Genomic DNA, 21724 nt, shown 5'->3' with positions numbered 1-21724 from the left:
GCCGCAAAGGCGTGACAGACATTCAGCGGCCGCGTCAGGCCGCCAGCTTGAGTATCTTGACGATGTCGCCGGGCTCACGGATCGGCTGCGGATTGGCCGCCGTGAAGATCGACAACATTGCGTTCTTGCCAATGAGCTCGAAACGGTCCTCGGCTACGCCGACGTCGGCGAGCCGCCGCGGCAGACCGAGCTCTGCGATGAAGGCTGCAAAGGCTTCGCCTGCATCGCGACCGGGCGCGCCGAATACGGCGGCGACCGATCTCTGCGCCGTTTGCGTGGCCGGCAGGTTGTACCGCAGCACGCTCGGCATCATCACCGCCGTACAGAAATAATGCGGAACATCGCAGGTCCCGCCGAGGACATGGCCGATGGCATGGCTGGCGCCCATCGGAACGCGCGACTGCAAGCCGAAGGCTGACATCCAGGACCCCAACTGACAGCTCAGCCGCGCCGCCTCGTCGTTTGGATTGTCCTTGGTGCGCCGAAGCCCGTCGTACAGATAGCGCAATCCCTGCTGGCATACGGCATCGACGAGCACATTGGGACGGCTGGAGCAGATCGCCTCGATGCCATGGTCCATCGCGCGTGTGCCGGAACCCAACCAGAGCTTCTCCGGCGTATATTTGGTAATCGCCGGATCAAGGATGATGCTTCGCGGCATCATCATCGGATGATTGAATATTTGCTTCAGCTTGCGGCTGGTGTCGGTGACCAGCGCCCCCGAATTGTATTCGCCGCCGGAGAGCGTGCTCGGGATCGCGATCATCCGCACCTTCGGGGTTCGGAATGGCCCGAAGCGGCGGTCCGGCGTGGTCTCGAACCCATCGAGTCCCATCGGCTCAAAAATCTCGTGCTCCATGCACATCAGCACGATCTTTGCCGCATCGACCACGGAGCCGCCGCCGACAGCGACGACCAGGTCGGCCCGGACATCCTTGGCCTGCCGGGCAATCTGCGTCACCACGCCCCGGGTCGTATGCTGCGGCACGCCGTCAAAGGTTGCCGCATGGCGTTCACCGAGCGCCGTCCGGATATTCTCGATTTCGTCGGTCGTGGTGTTGAGCGTGCGGCTCGCGATCAGATAGACGCGCTTGGCGCCCAGCCGTTCGGCCTCCTCCCGCAGCGCCTCGGCCGCCGGCTTGCCGTAGATCACGGATTCCATGGTGGGATATTGATGGCTACCAACGACGGGCATGCTCTTCCTCCCTGGTTTACCTCTCTCCGCTCCGCCGCGGCGTCAGCAGCCCCACGCCGCCAGCTATCCCCGGTCTTGGCGTGCTCTTCGCCGCTCGTCAGGCGACCGCGCGCGCCCGCTGTGTCTCGATCTCGCCGTCAAGGAAGCCGGTCAACCGCTGGCGGATGATCCCTTCGGCCTCCGCCATGATGCGATCGATCAGCTCCTTGACCGTCGGAATGTCATGGATCAGCCCGACCACCATGCCGCAGCTCCACGCACCCGCGTCCATCTGGCCGTCGACCATCACCTTGGGATAGACGCCGGCCACCTGGTCGAGGATGTCGTCGATCTTCAGGCTTGCGCCTTTCTCACGTTCGATCTCAAGCAGCTCGTTGACGCCCTTGTTCCTGAGCACGCGCTCGGTGTTGCGCAGGGCGCGCATCACCAGCACGGTGTCGAGCTCGGTCGCTTTTACCAGCGCCTGCTTCACATTGTCATGGACCGGGGCTTCCTTGGTGGCGACGAAGCGGGTGCCCATGTTCATGCCGGAGGCGCCCATCGCGAGCGCCCCGACGAGGCTTCGTCCATCCGCCATGCCGCCGGAAGCCACGAAGGGGATCTTCAGCTCATCCGCCGCCCGCGGCAGCAGGATCATGTTCGGGATGTCGTCCTCACCGGGATGGCCGCCGCACTCGAAACCGTCGACGCTGACGGCGTCGCAACCGATCTTCTCTGCTTTGAGCGAATGCCGCACCGAGGTGCATTTGTGGATCACCTTGATGCCGGCCGCCTTCAGCGCCGGCATGTACGCCTCCGGGCTGCGACCCGCGGTCTCGACTGCCTTGATCCCGCCCTCGCGAATGGCTGCGATGTATTCCGGATAGGGCGGCGCCGACAGTGTCGGCAGGAAGGTCAGGTTCACGCCGAACGGCCGGTCCGTCATGTCGCGGCAGCGCGCGATCTCCTTGGCGAGAAGCTCCGGCGTTTTCTGCGTCAGGCCGGTGATGATGCCGAGGCCGCCGGCATTGGACACCGCCGCCGCCATCTCGGCGAAGCCGACATAATGCATGCCGCCCTGGATGATCGGATGCTGGATGCCGAACAGTTCAGTGATTGCTGTTTTCACGCCAAAACTCCGTTTCCGATCAGTGGACGATTTCAAACAGGCCCGCGGCACCCATGCCGCCGCCGATGCACATGGTCACCACGCCGTATTTCGCCTTGCGCCGCCGGCCCTCGATCAGGAGGTGGCCGGTCAGCCGCGAACCCGTCATGCCATAGGGATGGCCGATCGCGATCGAGCCACCGTTGACGTTGAGCTTGTTGGGGTCGATGCCGAGCTTGTCGCGGCAGTAGATCACCTGCACCGCATAGGCTTCGTTGAGCTCCCAGAGATCGATGTCGTCGATCTTGAGATTGTGGCGCTTGAGGAGCCTCGGGATCGCCGCGACCGGGCCGACACCCATCTCGTCGGGCTCGACGCCAGCAGCGACGAAGCCGCGGAAGATGCCCAGCGGGTTCAAGCCCTTCTGCGCCGCGATCTTGTCGCTCATGATCACGCAGGCCGAAGCGCCATCCGAAAGCTGGCTGGCGTTGCCGGCGCTGATGGTTTTGCCCTCGAACACCGGCTTGATCTTGGCAAGTCCCTCCGCCGTGGTATCCGGCCGCGGGCCTTCATCCCGGCTCAGCGTCACCTGCTGATAGCTGACCTGCTTGGTGTCCTTGTCGACCACCGCCATCCTGGTCGTGATCGGCACGATCTCATCGTTGAAGCGGCCACCCTGCAGGGCCGCTCCGACCCGGCGCTGGCATTCGAGGCTGTATTCGTCCTGCTGGTCGCGGCCGATCTTGTAACGCCCGGCGACCACTTCGGCAGTCTCCAGCATCGACATATACATCTCCGGCTTCATCGCCATCAACTCATTGTCGACGGCGTGGAAGCGGTTCATGTGGTCGTTCTGCACGAGGCTGATCGACTCGATGCCGCCACCGATCGCGATCTCGACGCCGTCGAGCATGACCGAGCGGGCGGCCACCGCGATTGCCTGGAGGCCGGACGCACACTGCCGGTCGATTGTGGTGCCGGCCACCGTGACCGGCAGGCCGGCCCGGACCGCGCCCTTGCGGGCGACGTTCATCACCATGGTACCCTGCTGCATCGCGCAGCCCATCACCACGTCCTCGACCTCGCCGGGCGCGATGCCGGCGCGCTTCACGGCCTCGGCCATCACATGGCCGGCCAGCGTCGGACCATCGGTGTCGTTGAGCGCGCCTCGATAGGCCTTGCCGACCCCGGTGCGCGCGGTGGAAACGATCACTGCTTCAGTCGTCATGTCTGCCTCTCTGCTAGGCGGCCGCGTCGAGCTGCGCGTAGCGCAACACGTGAAAGGCGGGATCGCCGAACTGGATGTTGATGGAGGAAATCCGCTTGAAATAATGTCCGACGTTCAATTCGTCGGTCATGCCCATGCCGCCATGCAGCTGCACCGCCTGATCCGCGATGAACTTGCCGGCATAGCCGATCTTCGACTTGGCCCCGGACGCAAGACGCGAAACGCCTGCTTCGTCGTTGCTTAGGCTAAGATTGAGATGCTGCATCAGGGACAGTGCTTCCTGATGAGCGATGAACATGTCGACCATCCGATGCTGCAGCACCTGGAAGCTGCCGATCGTGACACCGAACTGCTTGCGCGTTTTGGAGTACTCCAAGGTCGCTGCGTTGAGCTCCGCCATCCCGCCAACCGCCTCGGCACAGAGCGCACCGATAGCACGATCGCGGCAGGCTTCCAGCGCGGTGACGCCCTCGCCTCCCTTGCCGAGCAACTCGCCTTTGACATCACGAAGATTGATCTCGGCGGCGCGGCGGCCGTCGATGGTCTTGAAGCTACGCAGCTCGATACCGGCGGCGCGGCGATCGACCACAAACAGGCTGACGCCGCCACGATCGCGGCGTTGCCCCGAAGTCCGGGCCGAGACGATCAGATAGTCCGCCCAGGGCGCGGCGATCACGGCGGTCTTCTCGCCGGTCAGGATGTAATCCTGGCCGTCGCGCCGTGCAATGGTCGCGACATTGGCAAGATCAAAGCGCGAGGCCTTTTCGGTCCAGGCCAGCGCCCAAATCGTCTTGCCGGCGATGATATCGGGAATGAAGCATTGCTTCTGCTCCTCGGAGCCTGCCCGCTCGAGCAGGCCGCCGGCGAGCATCACCGTCTCGACGAACGGTTCGACGACGAGATGACGACCGAACTCCTGCATGATGATCATGGTCGACAGAAGCCCACCACCGAGACCACCCGCCTCCTCGGAGATTGGCGCAGCCAGCAGACCGAGCTCCGCGAACGATTCCCATTGCTTGCGGCTGAAGCCCTCTTCGCTCGCAACGATCTTGCGGCGTGCATCGAAATCGTATTGGTCGCGCAGCAGGCGTTGGACGCTGGACCGGAGCAGCTCCTGCTCTTCTGTGAACTGGATATCCATCCGATTCCTCCCGTGCTGCCGTTCGCTAGAGACCGAGCACGGCCTTGGCGATGATGTTGCGCTGGATCTCGTTTGACCCGCCGTAGATGGAGAGCTTGCGCGAGTTCAGGTATTTCTCCGATGCGGTGTGGCCGTAATCCGGCCCCGGCATGAAGCGATTGGCGCTGGCCGGGTGCTCGCGGATGGCCAATCCGTAATTGCCGATCGCGCGATGGATCAGCTCCGTGATGTCCTGGAAAATCTCGGTACCGCGGATTTTGAACAAGGATGCCGCCGGTCCCGGATCGATACCGCGGGCCAACTGGCCGACGACCCGAAGCTCAGTTGCTTCGAGCGCCAGCACGTCGAGCTCGACGCGGGCGATGTCCCGGATAAACTCCAGATGTGCCGGATCGTCCTCGGGGAGCTCGGCCTTCACGATCTTCTTCAGCTTCTCGATGTAGCGCGTCGAGCGGCCGATGCCGGCCATGCTGGTGCGCTCATTGCCGAGCAGGAATTTGGCGTAGGTCCAGCCCTTGTTCTCCTCGCCGATCAGGTTTTCGACGGGCACGCGGACGTTTTCGAGGAAGACGTCATTGACCTCGTGGGAGCCGTCGATGGTGATGATCGGGCGCACGGTGACGCCCGGCGATTTCATGTCGATCAGCAGGAACGAAATGCCGGATTGCGGCTTCGCGGCCGGATCGGTCCGCACCAGGCAGAAGATCCAGTCGGCGTGCTGCGCCAACGTAGTCCAGGTCTTGTGACCGTTGACGATGTAATGGTCACCGTCGCGCACCGCCTTGGTGCGAACGGTGGCAAGGTCCGAGCCCGAGCCGGGCTCGGAATAGCCCTGGCACCACCAGTCCTCGCCCGACAAGATGCGCGGCAGAAACTTCTGCCTCTGCGTCTCGTTGCCAAACGTGTAGATCACCGGACCTACCATGGTGACACTGAACGCCAGGGGCGGCATCGTGCCGGCGCGCGTGGTCTCCCGCTCGAATATGAAGCGCCGGGTAATTGACCAGCCGGGCCCGCCGTGCTCCTTGGGCCAGAGCGGCGCGATCCAGCCCTTCTCGTGAAGGATACGATGCCACAGCAGCATCTGCTCCTTGGAAAGGTCGGTCTCCGGATTGGGGACGCGCATTTCGGCCGGATAATTGTCCTTGATGAATGCGCGGACATCGTCGCGAAACGCGGCGTCTTCCGGGGATAGCGCGAGCTCCATCGTATGCGCTCCCTACCATTTCTCGCCGAAGGGACGGATCTCGAGCTCAAACGTCCAGGCGCTCTTCGGCTGCTGGTAGAGCTGCCAATAGGACGTCGCCACCGATTCAGGCGGCATCAACAGATCGGGATCGTCGAGCGCGTTGGGACCCAATGCTTCGAGCCGGCGCTGCCGCACCCATTCGGTATCGACTCCGGAATCGATGATGAGATGCGCGACATGGATGTTCTTCGGCCCGAGTTCGCGCGCCATCGCCTGCGCCACCGCCCGCAGACCGAACTTGGCGCTGGCGAAGGCGGCATAGCCGGAGCCACCGCGCAAGCTCGCGGTCGCGCCGGTGAAGAAGATGTTGCCGCCTCCGCGCGGCAGCATCAGCCGGGCGGCCTCGCGGCCGGCGAGAAAGCCGGAGTAGCAGGCCATCTCCCAGACCTTTCGGAACACCCGCTCGGTGGTCTCTAGGATCGGAAAGTTGACGTTGGCGCCGATGTTGAAGATGCAGACCTCGAGCGGCGCGAGCTTGTCGGCGTCGTTCAGGAAGGAGATGATCTCCTCCTCCTTGCGCGCATCGAGCGAGCGGGCGTGGATCTCGCCACCGGCGGCCTCGATATCCTTGACCAGGGGCGCGAGCTTGTCGCCATTGCGGCGACCAGCAAAGATCGTGAAGCCCTCGGAGGCGAATTTCTTGGCGATCTCGCCGCCGATGAAGTCACCGGCGCCGATCACCGCAACCGTCTTGTTTCTCTTCTGCATGGGACTTCTCCAGCCTTGTAAGATGTTGAGGCGATATCACCCGCTTCAGCTGCGCAGCGATTCCGCCAGCTTGTGCTTCAGGAGCTTACCGGTCGACGTCGCCGGCAGCGCGTCCATGAGGATGATCTCGGACGGCCGCTTGTAGGAGGTGAGCTCCGGCGCGACATGCGCCATCACATCCTGCGCGGTGGCCGAGGAGCCTTTGAGGAGCTGGACGAAGGCCACGATCTCTTCATTGCCCGGGACCTGCCGCCCGACCACAGCGCATTGCACCACGTCCGGATGAGTGCTGAGCACCGCTTCGATCTCGGCCGGATAGACGTTGAAGCCAGAACGAATGATCATCTCCTTGGTACGGCCAACGATGAACAGCGCATCGCCCTCGAAGCGCGCAAGGTCGCCGGTGTTGAACCACCCGTCCGGGTCGACGGCTTTGGCCGTGAGGTCGGGCGCGCGATAGTAGCCGCGCATCACGTTCGGTCCGCGGACATGCAGTTCGCCGATGTCGCCGTTGGTCACGATAGTACCGTCGCGAGCCACGATCCGGGCCTCGATACCCGGCACGAGGATGCCGACCGAATTGTCGCTGCGCGGCGCCTCGGGCCGCACGCCGGAAATTCCGGGCGAGCATTCGGTGATGCCAAAGGCGTTGCCGAGCGGAAGACCGAGCTCCTTCTCGACCCGAGCCTTGAGCTCAAGATCGAGTGGGGCTCCGGCGACGCTCATCAGGCGCAGCGCACCGCGTTCCAGCTTCGGCAAGCCCGCCATCTGCTTGTATTCCAGAAGCCGTTGATAGGTGGCGGGCACGCCGTTCAGAAGCGTGATGCCTTCCTCGGCCAGCGCCTTGGCCAATGCCGCGGGATTGTATTTCGTGACCAGCCGGGTGAGGCCACCGACCATCAGCGTCATCGTCAGCAGCGAGATGCCGACGATATGCGAGATCGGCAGCACACAATACTGCACATCGTCCGCCGTCATGCTGCGCAAATTCGCCGTGGTCCTGGCCGAGAACAGCAGGTTCCGATGCGTGAGCATGACGCCCTTCGGCGTTCCCGTCGTACCGGAGGTGTAGATGAGGACCGCCACCTGCCGCGCGCCGTTCGCCTCAACCGGCTCGGCCTGCGTATCCCGATTCAAGGCCGACACGCCAATGCCGTGGAGCGGCCCGACATCCTGCACCGCAGCGTCGCAACGCGTCGCGTGCGCGGCCGCCTCTTCGGAGACCTTTGCCGTGAAGAACGTGCGCCGGGCGCCGCTGTGATCCCTGATCTGATCCAGCTCACGCGGCGACAGCCGCGGGTTGGCGACGATCGCCCAGGCATCGAGGCGGCTTGCGGCGAACAGGAGGCAGGCGAGCGCGATCGCATTCTCGCTGACAATCATCATGCGATCGCCGGCGCGGATGCCAAGCGCGCGGAGCGCATCGGCCGTCGCACCGACCGCCCGGTCGAGCTCGCGATAGGTCAGGCTGGCATTGTCTTCGATCAGCGCCGTCCGGTCGGGTGTGGCGGCAACATAGGGGTCCATCACCTCATGGATGCGCTGCGGCAACGCATTCGTGATTTCGGCTGCATCCTGCTGCCAGTTCTCCAATGACACCTCCCGTTGAAAGGCCCTTAGCGGGCTCGGTTCTTCTGGATGGCTCCGCGCAGTCAGGCGCTCTTGCGCCGCGCTGCGGCCGATTGCGCAAGGATTTCGTCCTCGACATCGCGCAGGCTATCTTTGCCAAAGTAGATCTCGCTGCCGACGAAGAACGTTGGCGAGCCGAACGTGCCGCGCGCCACGGCGCTGCCTGTGTTCTCGATCAGCTTCTTCTTGACGTCGTCCTGCTGGGCGCGGGCGATGATGCGATCGATGTCCAGCCCGGATGAGAGGAACGCATCGCGAAAAACCTGCGCATCGTCCATCTTCTTGGGCTCCACCCACATGTGGTGATAGGCCGCGCGGAAATAGGGTTCGAACATCCCCTCGAACTCCGCCGCAACGGCGCCGCGCATCAAGGCGAGCGTGTTAACTGGGAAGAACGGGTTCATCCTGAACTTCGTGATATTGTGACGGCGCAGGAAGCGCTCGGTCTCGAGCGCATTGTATTCCGGCTTGTTCTTGATCCCGCGCAGTGACTCCGCGGGCGACATGTTGCCGGTCGCCTTGTAGACGCCGCCGAGCAGCACCGGCACGTAGTCGAACTTGACTCCGGTTCGCTGCTCGATGGCGGGCAGCGCAAGCTCGGCGAGGTAGGCGTTGGGACTGCCGAAATCGAAGTGAAATTCGACCTTGAGCGGAGCTGCCACGGAACGCCCTTCCCTTGGATGGCGACGGTCATTCGCCACCTGATTGATCGTTGCCGGAATCCTAAAGTTCTATTTTAGAACTGTCAATATGATCATCATCATTCAATGCCCGCAAATATGGCGGAAAATGCGGCATCCTATTGAAATGTAGCGAGTTCTGATTTAGAATTTATTTTTGTAGATGCCGCAGATCGACTGGAGATGTTGATGAAATGGGATGCTCTCGAAGAGGAGCCGTGCTCGCTGGCCCGCACCGTGGCGGTCATCGGTGACCGCTGGAGCCTGCTCATCCTGCGCGAATGTTTTCTCCGAATCCGCAGATTCGACGATTTTCAATCGTCGCTTGGCGTGACCCGGCACCTGCTAGCCGACCGGCTGAAGAAACTCGTCCGCTTCGGGGTGCTTCGCAAAATTCCCTATCAGGATGCACCCAAGCGCTACGAATATATCCTGACGCAGAAGGGTCTCGACCTCTATCCGATCATCATGTCGATCGTGCACTGGGGCAACATCCACATGGTCGATTCGCGCGGACGACCGCTTCTGCACGAACACAAGAATTGCCACAAGATGTTTGACCCCGTCATGGTCTGCTCCGAATGCGGCGAGCCGCTGACGGCAAAGGCAGTCCACGTTCATCCGGGCCCCGGCGCGCGCAGAACGATCGCCTGATGCCCAACCGAGATCAGCGAACACCTTGAGTGTTCCCATACGCCTCGGCGGCAAGGTTCTTGCCCACCTTGGAGTCAGTTATTTCATGTCGGCAATGCCGAAAACGAAGGCGATAGCATCTGAGCCGTTCCAAACAGGCGCCGGGCCATCAACATACTCTTCGACCATCAGCCAGCTCAGGGCGCGACCAATTTCTTGCGGATAGCATAGCGAACAAGCTCTGCGGTCGACGACATCCCAAGCTTGCGCATGGCTGCGGCACGATGGGTCTCAACAGTTTTTACGCTCAGCTTCAAGATGGCGCTGATCATTCTGTTTGTATGTCCCTCGGCGATGAGCTGAACCACGCTCTGTTCGCGAGAGGTGAGCAGAACGTCCGACCTGTTCTGCTTATTGATTTGATAGTCATGCAACAGCTTCTCCAGCAGTACACTGGTGAAGTAAGGCCTACCGTCGAGCAAGGCCTCGATTGCGGAAATCAAATGCTTCCTGGCATCCGACTTGAAGAGGAAGCCGCGGATGCCGGCCAGAACGGCCTCGGTCAGGAGCTCCTCGCTTTCGTGCATCGTGAGGATTAGCACTTCAGTACGCAGATGCAGCAATCTGAGGCGGCGACCAACTTCGATTCCGTTCATGAGCGGCATCGAATAGTCGACGATTACGATGTCTGGACGCGTTTCCAACGCCAAAGCCACAGCCTGCTCACCGTTGGTTGCCTCTCCACTGACGATCCAATCGGAGCGCGTGTCGACGATCGCGCGAAGCCCAGAACGCACAACTTCATGATCATCGGCAATCACGATGCGCTTCACGGCGTCGTTCCCGCATGTCGGCCCAGAACTTATCGGGCAATCGACGGAGATGACCGGCAGCCAAGTGACGCCGATCCTAACAGCCATCCTCAAGAGAGTTATTCTACAAAACCCTGATGTTCAGCGGCAAATGTACCGACATTTGCACTCTCCATCACGCATCAATCAGTCTTGCTCGCACGGCGTACCGGACCAGACCGGCGGTCGAGTTCACGTCGAGCTTTCGCATCGCGGCCGCGCGGTGAGCCTCCGTCGTCTTCACACTGAGGTTCAGGATGGCGCTAATGCCCTTGTTGCTATAGCCCTCAGCGACCAGCTTGACGACAAGCCGCTCGCGTGGCGTAAGACCCTGGTGCACGTTCGCGGCGTCAGCCAGTTCGCGACCGAACTCGTTCGACCCGTTCTTGACACAGAATGGCCTGTGAATCAGCAGAGACTCGACAGCCGCCAGCAGCAGCTTGTTCGCGTCGGACTTCACCAGGAACGCCCGCGCGCCGGCCTGATAGGCCTGCTGGGCCAACAGACTAGAGTTGTGAACGGTAAAGATCAGAACCTCGGTCAATAGCGGGTACTGCTTGATCCGACGGGCAACCTCCACCCCTGTCATGCGCGGCATCGAAAAATCGACGATCGCGACATGCGGCTGGCTCTCGATCGCGGCGGCGACCGCCTTGCTGCCGTCGCTCGCCTCCGCGACCACCTCCCAGTCGGCACGTTGCGCGAGCACCGCGCGGAGGCCCGAACGGACGGCTTCGTGATCGTCGGCGATAAGGATTCGCTTCATGGCAGGGACTCCCGATCATCAACTCCGTGCTCAGCTTTCGAGTGCCGGAGGCCGGCGGCGGAAGCCGCCTGCAACCGGCGACCCGTGATCATCTTTACCGGGTGCCCGCGCTGGCACTCATGATTGCAACGGCGATCGCCGCTTTCGCCGCTTCGCTTCGACGCGATGCGGGAAAATCGCGCACAACGTTGTGCCGGAGTGCGGCGGCTCCGGATTGGACCGGATCTCAAGCGTGCCGCCAAGCTGCTTAAGTCTCGCCCTCATGGCCGGAATACCGACCCCCATCGACATCGCGCTGTTTCCGTCGGTCGCCCGGCGGACTGGAAAGCCGCGCCCATTGTCGCAGATCGTCAACCGCAACTGCCCGTTAGTCGCGTCGACTACAATTTTGACGTCCGTCGCCTTCGCATGGCGGAATATGTTGGTGAGCCCTTCCTGGACGACGCGTAGCAACGAACGCTGGCTCTCGTAAGAGAGCTGATCGACAGAGGCGTCGATGTCGATGCCGACGCGCAACGACGTACGTGCGGCAAAGCCGTAAGCGTAGCACTCGATCGTCGCCTTCAGTCCCTGCGCCATCAGGTTCTGCGGATGTAGCAGATAGGTGAGAGCGCGGATCTCCCTCACGGCCTGGTCAATCGATTCATCGACATCGTCGCAAATGCGATCGAGCCCATCGGCCGTGCCAAGGCAGGTGCGGATACGCATCATACCGAGGCTCGCGGCAATCAGGTGCTGGCAGGTCGAATCATGAAGCTCGGACGCTATCCGTTGCTGGATATCTTCCTGAATGGAAGCCAAGCCGACGCTGCTGCGAGGGTTGAGGGCCTCGTCGGCTCCGCCTTCGGGAAACTCCTTAGAGAGAATCCGGTGACGACCGATGAATCGGACAACGACACCCGCCATAGGATCGAGGATCGGAACAACGATTGTTTCGACGTCCCGCCGGAAACCACCGAGAGTCAGGCTGTGGTGGATTCGAACCTCAGTTCGCTCTGCAAGACATGCCTCGAGGCCCTCACAGACAGACTCAGAATCGTCGCTTCCCATACAATCGAAGATGTCCAGGCCCGACACTTCGCGCGATGACATTCCAAGGACTACTTCGAAAGCGTGATTGATCCCCTCATATGCGAAACCGCCACGCAGCGGGTACACCGCAAAAAGAAGGTCTTCACAGTCGGTCCCGTCTAACCGACCGCCGATCGCTTCCGAGACAATCAGCTGCTCCGTGATGCTGGGCCGCGTCAGCGAGTTGGCATTGCACGGTTTCACGGTACGCACCCGACTTCCCAGACCATTCCCGAAAACGACTCTCAACGGCGATTTCAAGAACTATCCGCCTAGTGGCCTCGGCAGCGGCGACTCGAGCTGCACGCGCCACCCCTAAGGGAATGACGCAGAGCATACACCCATGTTTTGCGCACAACCACTGGGTAGTATTTCCTATGGACTGAAACCTCGCATGGCTGACATGTATTTCCGCATATTACTGTGCAGTTTGTGCCAGTTCATCGCGGCCCGTGGGCGCTCAAGCGCAACAATAGTGACTAAAACTTTCGTTAATCAGCGATCCAGACCCGGCGACTGTGACCACGTTTACCGGGTCCAACCGATGTCACGCCAGGTCTCGGGAAATGGACGATGTATGTTGACGCCGCGCGTCCCCCGCACGTCAGACCGAGCGAAGATCCGCTATCGATTGCTGCCGTTGCTTGCGCTCGACTTCTTTCGCTTGGGGATCGGAGCGGGCTGTGGTGCAGGTGCAATCACCAGGGGATGAGACGGCCCCCGGAGACGATTTTGCGCAACGTCGTCCCTCAGCGCATTGGTATCCAGGCGCTGGCTTCGTTCGACGGAATCACGCGGATCCGCCGCTGCGGCGGTCGCGGCCGTCATTCCGAGAACCGTCCACAGCAATACAAACAGGCGTCTCACAAGCATTTAAGGCACTCTCTCAAAAGGCGAAGTCGAGCCGCGGACCGATCCGAAGATCCCTGTAATGGCGAAGCGGAACGTTCGACGTACGGGCCTCGTACAGCACGGTGGTCGTCAGCGACAGGTTACTGGCAAAATTATACTTCAGACCGATATCAGCGGAATAGAGCTGGTCCTCCCGGCCGGAATTCAATCCGCCGGTAAACCAATAGGCTTCGAATAGCGGCGCGCTCACGATCGACCATTTTGAATCGAGTTTGACCTCAATGCCGAGAACGGCGTCAAAGCGCCAACGGCGAGCTTCCGCCAGATCAGAAAACCGATAGGTCAACAGCAACAACGGCGACAGCGTGACATTGTTGACCTGGAAGTCACGAGCCACGGAACCCATCACGTCGTGCGAGATAAATGCGAGATCACGGTAGACGCCATCGAAATCGTAGCGGTTCTCGTAGATGGCGGAGAACCGCCAGCCGTTCCAGTTCTCGGTCAGGCGCCCACCCAAGCGCGCGATCGCGGCATTTCCGTCCTTCTCCGTCGCAAACGCCTCATACTGCGCGCGGGCATAGAGTCGATAGGACAGGTCGTTTGTCAAATAACCGTCCAACCTGACGCTCACGTCAGGCTCGTAGTAGGCGTCCGACTTGCGGCCGTCACGGCTGAACAGCGCATTGTCGGTAAAAGTCGGCGAGACCGAGCCGACGACGCTCCAGGATGGCACCGGAACGGTGCTCGTCCTCATCTCCGCGCGGTCAAGTTCTGCCGCCCAGGCGCTGCCTGCGCTGAACACTGCGAGCACCGGCAATACGGAAAATGAGCGTCGCATGGCCATCCCATCGCTCTGCGAACACCACGAATTGTCCCAGGGTGAGCGATAATTGTGGCGTGTTAATGTTGTTGGTTTACATCTTTGGTTGCGCTCGCCAGGGGGAGCCGTACTGGACCTGCCACACGCGGCGGTTACTGGCAATCTGGTCGATCCACCTAGGAATCCACGGCGTCTCTGATGATCGGGCACGTCATGCAATGACCGCCGCCGCGGCCACGCCCGAGCTCCGCCCCAACAATCGTGATCACTTCGATGCCTTCCTTCCGCAGCAAGGTGTTGGTGTAGGTGTTGCGATCATAGGCGAACACGACGCCCGGAGAGACACAAACAAGGTTGGCACCGCTGTCCCATTGAGTGCGTTCGCGCATATAGGCGTTGCCGCCAGTCTCGACGACGCGCAGCTTCTTCAGGCCAAGGGCTTCGGCCACGACATCCACAAATGCCTTCTCATCCTTGCGCAGCTCGACCCCGGCGGAATTATTCGCAGGGCGGTAGGAAAACGCCGTGATGCTGTTGACAATATCGGGATAAAGCAGCACGCAATCACGGTCGGCGAAGGTGAACACGGTATCCAAATGCATCGCCGCGCGCAGCTTCGGCATGGCCGCCACGATCACGCGTTCGGCCACCTTCTTCTCGAACAGGGCCGCGGCAACCTGGCTGATGGCCTGCCGCGAGGTACGTTCGCTCAAGCCAACGAGGACATTGCCCTTGCCGATCGGCATCACGTCGCCGCCTTCGAAGGTGGCAAGGCCGTGGTCCTTGGTTGGATCGCCCCACCAGACGTTGACCTTGCCGGCGAAATCCGGATGGAACTTGTAAATGGCAGCAGCAAGGATTGGCTCTTCATGCCGCGCCGGCCAAAAGAGCGAGTTCAAGGTGACGCCGCCATAAATCCAACAGGTCGTGTCCCGCGTGTACAGCGTATTGGGAAGTGGCGGCAGCAGGTATTCGGTCATGCCCGCCGCTTCGCGGACCAGCTTGAGCGCTTCCCCGCCATGGGCGTCCGGGAAGTCATAGGTCGACACGCCACCGATCAGGGTTTCCGCCAGATCGCTCGGTTTGAGGCTCTCGAGAAAGGAACGCAGTTCGTCGATGAGACCGAGACCGACCTGGTCGGGAACCACCTGATGGTCGAGGATCCACTTCCTCGCCTCGGGAATGGCGACGGTTTCGGCAAGCAGATTGTGCATTTCGACGACATCAACGCCGCGGTCGCGCATTTTCTGCACGAAATCGAAATGATCGCGCTTGGCGTTGTCCACCCACAGCACGTCGTCGAACAACAGCGTATCGCAGTTGGACGGCGTGAGCCGTTGATGGGCGCGGCCAGGGGAGCAGACCATCACCTTCCTCAACTGGCCGACCTCTGAATGGACCCCAAAAGGAACCGAGGTGTCCGATGTCTGCTTCGCCATGGGAGTTCTCCCGGGAGTTGCCCTGCCTAGATCGTGATGTAGCCGGTAGCCAATCCGTGGATCCCGACAGCCGCGGCGGCGACGACTGCGATGAAGATACCCCACTCAACCGCAGTAAAGACCTTCGCCTTCTGTTCGAAGCGAGCCCAGAAATACAGCACCGTGCCGGGCGCGTAGAGAATGGCCGCCAAGAGCAGGTATTTCATTCCGGCCGCATTGATCAGAAACAGCGTGTAGATGACAGCGATGCCCGTAAAGATCAGGTCGCGTCTGCGCTGGTCCGGACGCTTCTCATAAGTCTCGCCCCGCTTGACCAGCAAGAGCCCGTAGGCGGCAACCAGGAAAAACGGAATGAGATTCATGACACTCGTCAGATTTAGCATCAGGGCAAAAGCGTCCCGGGACCAATAGGTGCTGATGACGAAGAGCTGAACGATGACATTCGTCAGCCACAGCGCCGCAGCGGGGACCTTGTTCGCATTCTCGGTGCCGAATAGGGCCGGCATGTCCCTGGTCCGGCCGGCCGCCGAGAGCACCTCGGCGCAGATCAGGGACCAGGCAAGATAAGCCCCGAGCACTGAGACCAGAAGCCCGATGCTGACGAAGACGGCGCCCCAATGGCCGACCACCGCTTCAAGCACCGTCGCCATGGACGGCTGCCGCATGTCGGCGATTTCCGCGCGGGGAAGCACCGCATAGGGCAGCATGGTGACGAGCACCATGAGACTGGTGACGATCACAAAACCCAAAATCGTCGCAGCGCCAACGTGGGATCGCTCCTTTGCGTAGCGTGAATAGACGCTAGCGCCCTCGATCCCGAGAAACACGAACACCGTGACCAGCATGGTGGCGCGGATCTGGTCGAAAAGACCCTTCTCCGGCATGCCCTCGCCGCCCCAGAAATTGGCGCGGAACACGTCGGCTCTGAACGCAAAGATGAGAATGGCGATGAAGATCAAAATCGGCACGATCTTGGCGATGGTGACGATAGTGTTGATCGCCGCAGCCTGCTGCACACCGCGCAGGATCATGAAGTGAAATAGCCAGATCCCGACGGACGCGACGATGATCGCGATGATCGTATTGCCGTCACCAAACACGGGAAAGAACGCGCCCAGCGTCGACTTGATCAGGACCCAATAGGATACGTTGCCTATGCAGCTTCCCGTCCAATAGCCAAGCGCAGACAGGAAACCGGGATAGTCGCCAAATCCGTCCTTCGCATAGGCATAGACACCTGCGTCGAGATCAGGCCTCCGTTCGGCCAACGTCTGGAAAACGCGGGCCATTGTGTACATGCCACCACCGGCGATACACCAAGCGAAGATGGCGCCGAACGGGCCGGTGGCGATGCCGAAGGTCCGGGGCAGCGAGAAGATGCCCGAGCCCACCATCGAGCCGACCACCATCGCGGTCAGGGCGAACAGCGAGAGCTTCTGGACTGATGGCGTCCCAGTCATATGAGGACCTCAAGCCGCAGGCGATGCGCAATATCCTCGCCGGGTGGCACTCTTTGAGCCGACACCATGCGCCTCGGATAGGAGGCGCCCCATCGGGTGGACTACCGAGGCGGTCGCGAGGAATCCCCCGCGAACAGCAACTAAGAGGGGCGCGATTCCGCTGAACGCTGCCCTTTTCCATCGCGACCAAACCAGGCCACATACAATGTCGGGAGGAAGACCAGGGTCAGAACCGTCGCAACCAGCAGGCCGCCCATGATCGCAAACGCCATCGGCCCCCAAAACACCGTTGGCGCGATCGGGATCATCCCAAGGACGGTCGATACGGCCGTCAACATGATTGGCCGGAACCGGGAGCTGCTGGCGTCGACCGCGGCGTCCCAAGGCGTCTTACCCAGGGCGCGTTCCGCGTCGATCTGACCGATCAGGATGACCGCGTTCTTGCTGATCATACCGAGGAGCGCGAGGACCCCCAGAATGGCGACGAAGCCAAGCGGTCTCCCGGACAGCATCAAGGCTGCGACCACCCCGATCAGCCCGAGCGGCGCCACGCTCAAGACCATGAACAGTCGAGGGAAACTTTGGAGCTGCACCATCAGGACCGTGAACATGACGAAAAGCATCACCGGCACAACGGCCAGCACCGATGCCTGCGCCTTCTGGCTCTCCTCCACCGTCCCGCCCACGACCACGCTGTACGACGGCGGAAGCGTCTTTCTGAACGTCTCGATCGCCGGCAACAGCGAGGCGACCACGCTTTCCGGCAATTTGTCGCCGACGATCGCAGCCTGGACCGTCAAGGTCGGAACGCGGTCGCGCCTCCAGATGAGTGGAAACTCCTGGTCATACTCGAAGGACGCAAACTGGCCGAGAGGAACGGTCTGTCCGCCCGGCAGCCCCACTTGCAGATTGCGCAAACTGTCCAGCGAGACCCTCTGCTCGTCGGTCGCGCGCGCCACCACGTTGACCAGATAGATATCGTCGCGGACCTGCGTGATGGGCGTGCCCGTGATGACAGCGTTCAGGACGGTCGCGATCGCCTGCGAACTGAGGCCGAGTTGGCGTGCCTCGTTCTGGTCGACGCGGATGCGCACCTGCCGGTCGGGCTCCATCCAGTCGAAATTGACCTGCTTGGTGTCCCGACTTGACGCGACGATCTGTCCGACCCTGAGCGCGATCTCTCGTACCCGTTCCACGTCAGTCCCATCGACCCGATACTGGATCGGCCATCCGACCGGCGGCCCGAGTTCGAGCGGCGAAACGAATGCGGTGGCCTTGGGGAATTCTTCGGCCAGCAGTTTTTCGAGCCTGGCATGCAGGCGATCACGCGCTGCGACATCTTTTGCGATGACCACCGTCTGCGTGAAGAAGTCGTTCGGGAGCTGGACATTGAGAGGCAAGTAAAAGCGGATGGCGCCGCGTCCGACATAGGTGCTCCATCGCGCCACATCGGGGTCCGCCGCGAGCGCCGCATCCAGGCGCTTCGCCGCAGCTTCGCTCGCGTAGATCGAAGCGTTTTGGGGCAGGCTGACATCGACCAGCAGTTCCGGACGATCCGACGACGGAAAGAACTGCCGGGGGATCAACGGTATCGCAAGGACCGAGCCGACAAAGAGCGCCACCGAGATCGCAATGGTCAGCCATTTCGCGCGCATCGCCGATGTCAGGAAGCTCCGGTACATCCGGAAAATCCTGCCCGGATCGGCCGAGTTGCCTTGCCTGGGCGGAACGAGGATCGCGGCGCCAAGCAGCGGCGTGAAAATGACGGCGACCATCCATGAGACCAGCAGTGCGATCGTGACCACGGCGAACAGCGAAAACGTGTACTCGCCCGCCGAGCTCGCCGCAAAGCCCACCGGAATGAAGCCGGCGATCGTCACAAGCGTGCCGGCGAGCATCGCCATCGCGTGGGTCCGGTAGGCGAAAGTTGCCGCCTCGACCTTGCTGGCCCCCTCCGCCAGTTTGGTGAGCGTCGCGTCGGTCGTCGTCATCGCATCGTCGACCAGCAAGGCGAGCGCGATAATCAGCGCGCCCAGCGATATTCGCTGCATGTCGATGCTCAGCAGACCCATGATCGGCAAGACGATCGCCAGCGTGAACGGTATGGCAAGCGCGATGATCAGGCCGGGTCGCACGCCGAGGCTGATGAAACTCACCACCATGATGATGGCGATCGCCTGCAGCAGCGAGACCATGAACTCCCGAATGGCGTGATCGACCACGACGGGCTGGTCCGCGACCAGGCTCGGCTCGATCCCGATCGGGAGCTCCGCGGTAATCTGCGTCATCGCTTTTGTGATGTTGGCCCCCAGCGCAAGAATATCCCCGCCATCCCGCATGGCGATTGCGAGTCCTATGGCTGGCTTTCCGTTGACCCGAAACATCGGATGGGGCGGGTCGGTGTAACCGCGCCGCACCCGTGCGATGTCGCTCAAGCGAAGCATGCGCCCGCCCGCCGAAAAATTGATGTTGGCGATGTCCTGTTCGGACTGGAAGCCGCCTGACACACGAATCGAAATGCTTTCGGAGCTGGTCTGTATCGTTCCCGCCGGCCGTACGATGTTCTGCGACTGGAGCGCTGCAATAAGGGCGGACCGATCAACTCCGAGCGCCGCAAGCTCCTTCGTGGAAAACTCGACGAAGATCACCTCGTCCTGCTCGCCCAAAAGCTCGATCTTCGACACGTCAGGCACGAGCAGCAGTTTCGAGCGGATATCCTCGACTCGGTCGCGCAGCTCACGCTGGCTGAAGCCATCGCTGGTGAAGCCGTAGATGATCCCGAACGTATCCCCGAATTCGTCATTAAACCCGGGCCCGACCACACCGGCGGGCAGCGTATGGCGCATGTCGCCAATCGACTTGCGCACATGGTACCAGGTGTCGGCGACCTCCTTCGCGCTGGCGCTCCCCTTCAGGTTCACGAAGACGGTCGAAACCCCTGCTCTCGTGAAACTGCGCAGGAAGTCGAGATGCGGCGTTTCCTGCAGGCGGCGTTCGAGGCGCTCCGTCACCTGTTTCATCGTCTCCTCCACGGATGCGCCAGGCCAGGCTGCCTGAACGACCATGGTCTTGATGATGAAGGCAGGATCTTCGTTGCGACCCAAGCGAAAATAGAACAGCCCACCCGCAACCACCGCAATGATCATCATATAGACGACCAGCGAGCGATGTTTCAGCGCCCAATCGGAAAGATTGATTCCGCTCATTGCCCTGATCCGAGAACCCGGACCTTCTGACCCGGATGAAGCGCCTGGACGCCGGCGGTAACGACGACCTCGCCGGTGTCCAGTCCCTGCGAAATCACCGCCTGGGCTTCATCGAACCGAAGGACGTCCACATTGCGCACCGAGACTGTACCGGCGGTCGGATCGACGACCCACACGGCGGGGCGCTGGTTCATCCTGGTCAGGGCGGAGGACGGAATATCGATCATCGGCCCCGCGCTCGTGCTCACCCGTCCGACGACCGTCGCGCCAAGGCGCATCGCCGGCGGAGGATCGGTCAGACCGACCCTCACCTCGAACGTCCTGGTCACGGCACTCGCCTGCGCGGCAACTTCGCGAATGCGCCCTTTGGCCATGATAGTAGGATCATCGGCCAGGCTGACCTCGACCTCCGGATCGGCCGAAGCAGATCTGACCATTTGAGAGGGGACGTCGAAGACCGCATCGCGGCCGTCTTGCCGAGCGATCCTCGCGATCATCTGCCCGGCCTGGACCACCTCGCCGGCTCCTGGACCGGTGGCGGTGATCACTCCAGGAGCATCGGCCTTCAGTTCAGTGAAACCGACGAGGTCATGCGCGGCGCTCAGTGCCGCTTCGGCTGCATCAACCTGCGATCGCGCCGTTTGCTGCGCCTGGGTCGCAGCATCGTAATTGACGCGCGTGGTCCAGCCTTGCGCCAAAAGCGTCTCCTGACGGTCGAAGTGATTGCGGGCCTGCGTCAACTGCCCCTGGGCCGCGGCGAGAGATGCCTGGGCCTGCCGCAGTGCGTTCAGCTCGTTCTGGGACTCCAATCGTGCCAGCACCTGGCCGGCCTTGACCCGATCGCCGATCTTGGTGTCGTTGTTCGACAGCCGCCCGGATATCCGGAATGCCACATTCACTTCGTCTTCAGCTTCGACCCGGCCGGAAAATGTCAGGGGCGTGGTGATTTTGCGTTTTTCAACGGTCGCCGTACGTACGATCCGCGGCACGGGCGTGTCATTCGTTGCCGCTTCTCTGCCGCAGCCTGCGACAATCGGCGAGAACGCAGCGAGGAAAGTCAGTGTGACGATGCGTCGAGGCGTAGATCGGCAGCCGCGCGTGAACATGAGCTCTTCCGTTCCGGAGTGAAATGTTGCCGGGCAGATCGGCCTTTCCGAGGTTGAGTTGGTTCGGTGTCGTGGTTGGCATGTTTGCTGATGGGGCCCGCTGCCGACATCGGTAAATCTACTCGACGCAACCGGATGTAATCGTGGTTCACCGTGGCTTGTGCCTTGGGAGATTCCCGAGCCCCGATCAGGCAATCACCCAATACCGCCAGCTTCGCTGACACGACATGATGCAACGGTCAGGTGAAGCAAACGCTTGAAGAACGACGCTTGAACGTAGCTCCCACCGAACCGACGGATCAGGAGGATTTCAAATGCGAAAATTTATCTTGGTTGCCATCGCCATCCTGGGGACACTGGCGATCACGCCCGTCGCATCACAGGCGCAAGCTCAGCAGAATCAATGGTGCTCCAAGTTCAAGGGAATGACCCATTGCAGGTATTCCACCGAGGAGCAGTGCCGCGCGTCCAGGAGCGGAAGGGGCGGCACCTGCTTCGCTAGGCAGGCGTCGCGCTAGTTGCGCGGCAGGGTCGCGAGATCCTATCCAAGACGATGGCGCCGTACGATCCGCTCGTGGGCGCCATCGGAGCCGTTCT

18 protein-coding genes are annotated in these 21724 nt (G+C 61.6%); 2 read left to right on the top strand and 16 right to left on the bottom strand.

Annotated elements, in window-relative coordinates:
* Nucleotides 1–34 precede the first annotated feature (34 nt).
* The 8 genes from B5V03_RS01235 to B5V03_RS01200 form a co-directional block, all read right to left on the bottom strand.
* A complete protein-coding gene (locus B5V03_RS01235; protein ID WP_129267459.1) occupies nucleotides 35–1195 on the bottom strand; it encodes an iron-containing alcohol dehydrogenase in 1161 nt (386 codons plus the stop codon).
* Nucleotides 1196–1292: 97 nt separating this feature from the next.
* Nucleotides 1293–2303: an NAD(P)H-dependent flavin oxidoreductase gene (locus tag B5V03_RS01230; RefSeq protein WP_129267458.1), complete on the bottom strand. Its 1011-nt coding sequence runs from the start codon at nucleotides 2301–2303 to the stop codon at nucleotides 1293–1295.
* A gap of 19 nt (nucleotides 2304–2322) precedes the next feature.
* The gene (locus tag B5V03_RS01225) at nucleotides 2323–3510 is read right to left on the bottom strand and encodes an acetyl-CoA C-acyltransferase (protein ID WP_129267457.1); all 1188 of its coding nucleotides are present in this window, start codon (nucleotides 3508–3510) and stop codon (nucleotides 2323–2325) included.
* 13 nt (nucleotides 3511–3523) lie between these two features.
* Nucleotides 3524–4654 carry an acyl-CoA dehydrogenase family protein gene (locus B5V03_RS01220; RefSeq protein ID WP_129267456.1) on the bottom strand — a complete coding sequence of 377 codons (1131 nt, stop codon included), beginning with the start codon at nucleotides 4652–4654 and terminating at the stop codon, nucleotides 3524–3526.
* A 25-nt stretch (nucleotides 4655–4679) separates the two neighbouring features.
* Nucleotides 4680–5861, bottom strand: coding sequence for an acyl-CoA dehydrogenase family protein (locus tag B5V03_RS01215; RefSeq protein ID WP_129267455.1), 1182 nt, complete (start codon nucleotides 5859–5861; stop codon nucleotides 4680–4682).
* Nucleotides 5862–5873: 12 nt separating this feature from the next.
* The gene (locus B5V03_RS01210; protein ID WP_129267454.1) at nucleotides 5874–6611 is read right to left on the bottom strand and encodes an SDR family oxidoreductase; all 738 of its coding nucleotides are present in this window, start codon (nucleotides 6609–6611) and stop codon (nucleotides 5874–5876) included.
* A gap of 45 nt (nucleotides 6612–6656) precedes the next feature.
* The gene (locus B5V03_RS01205) at nucleotides 6657–8204 is read right to left on the bottom strand and encodes a class I adenylate-forming enzyme family protein (protein WP_349643380.1); all 1548 of its coding nucleotides are present in this window, start codon (nucleotides 8202–8204) and stop codon (nucleotides 6657–6659) included.
* 59 nt (nucleotides 8205–8263) lie between these two features.
* A complete protein-coding gene (locus B5V03_RS01200; RefSeq protein WP_129267453.1) occupies nucleotides 8264–8902 on the bottom strand; it encodes a 2-hydroxychromene-2-carboxylate isomerase in 639 nt (212 codons plus the stop codon).
* A 207-nt stretch (nucleotides 8903–9109) separates the two neighbouring features.
* On the opposite strand from B5V03_RS01200, the gene B5V03_RS01195 reads away from it, so the two are divergent.
* Nucleotides 9110–9574 (top strand): winged helix-turn-helix transcriptional regulator, encoded by a 465-nt coding sequence (locus B5V03_RS01195; RefSeq protein ID WP_129267452.1) that lies wholly within the window; start codon nucleotides 9110–9112, stop codon nucleotides 9572–9574.
* A 176-nt stretch (nucleotides 9575–9750) separates the two neighbouring features.
* Here the strand turns inward: B5V03_RS01195 and B5V03_RS01190 are convergent, their stop codons facing one another.
* From B5V03_RS01190 to B5V03_RS01155, 8 genes are all read right to left on the bottom strand, one after another.
* The gene (locus tag B5V03_RS01190) at nucleotides 9751–10386 is read right to left on the bottom strand and encodes a response regulator (RefSeq protein WP_129267451.1); all 636 of its coding nucleotides are present in this window, start codon (nucleotides 10384–10386) and stop codon (nucleotides 9751–9753) included.
* Between the two features lie 154 nt (nucleotides 10387–10540).
* Nucleotides 10541–11170, bottom strand: coding sequence for a response regulator (locus tag B5V03_RS01185; protein WP_129267450.1), 630 nt, complete (start codon nucleotides 11168–11170; stop codon nucleotides 10541–10543).
* Nucleotides 11171–11287: 117 nt separating this feature from the next.
* On the bottom strand, nucleotides 11288–12454 hold the full coding sequence (locus B5V03_RS01180) for a sensor histidine kinase (RefSeq protein WP_129267449.1): 1167 nt from the start codon (nucleotides 12452–12454) through the stop codon (nucleotides 11288–11290).
* A 673-nt stretch (nucleotides 12455–13127) separates the two neighbouring features.
* Complete coding sequence (locus B5V03_RS01175; protein WP_129267670.1) at nucleotides 13128–13934, bottom strand: outer membrane beta-barrel protein; 807 nt, start codon at nucleotides 13932–13934, stop codon at nucleotides 13128–13130.
* Nucleotides 13935–14092: 158 nt separating this feature from the next.
* On the bottom strand, nucleotides 14093–15355 hold the full coding sequence (arcA, locus tag B5V03_RS01170; RefSeq protein ID WP_129267448.1) for an arginine deiminase: 1263 nt from the start codon (nucleotides 15353–15355) through the stop codon (nucleotides 14093–14095).
* Between the two features lie 26 nt (nucleotides 15356–15381).
* Nucleotides 15382–16815: a basic amino acid/polyamine antiporter gene (locus B5V03_RS01165; RefSeq protein ID WP_129267447.1), complete on the bottom strand. Its 1434-nt coding sequence runs from the start codon at nucleotides 16813–16815 to the stop codon at nucleotides 15382–15384.
* Nucleotides 16816–16955: 140 nt separating this feature from the next.
* Nucleotides 16956–20021, bottom strand: a complete 3066-nt coding sequence (locus tag B5V03_RS01160; protein WP_129267446.1) for an efflux RND transporter permease subunit — start codon at nucleotides 20019–20021, stop codon at nucleotides 16956–16958.
* Nucleotides 20018–21127: an efflux RND transporter periplasmic adaptor subunit gene (locus tag B5V03_RS01155; RefSeq protein WP_129267445.1), complete on the bottom strand. Its 1110-nt coding sequence runs from the start codon at nucleotides 21125–21127 to the stop codon at nucleotides 20018–20020. The genes B5V03_RS01160 and B5V03_RS01155 overlap by 4 nt, the downstream gene beginning before the upstream one ends.
* 314 nt (nucleotides 21128–21441) lie before the next feature.
* Here B5V03_RS01155 and B5V03_RS01150 point away from each other — a divergent pair, with 314 nt between their 5' ends.
* The gene (locus tag B5V03_RS01150) at nucleotides 21442–21645 is read left to right on the top strand and encodes a DUF3551 domain-containing protein (RefSeq protein WP_129267444.1); all 204 of its coding nucleotides are present in this window, start codon (nucleotides 21442–21444) and stop codon (nucleotides 21643–21645) included.
* Nucleotides 21646–21724: the final 79 nt, after the last annotated feature.

It is taken from the genome of Bradyrhizobium betae (assembly GCF_004123905.1).
Lineage (GTDB): Bacteria > Pseudomonadota > Alphaproteobacteria > Rhizobiales > Xanthobacteraceae > Bradyrhizobium > Bradyrhizobium betae_A.
This window is presented reverse-complemented; position numbering and strand designations above follow the sequence as displayed.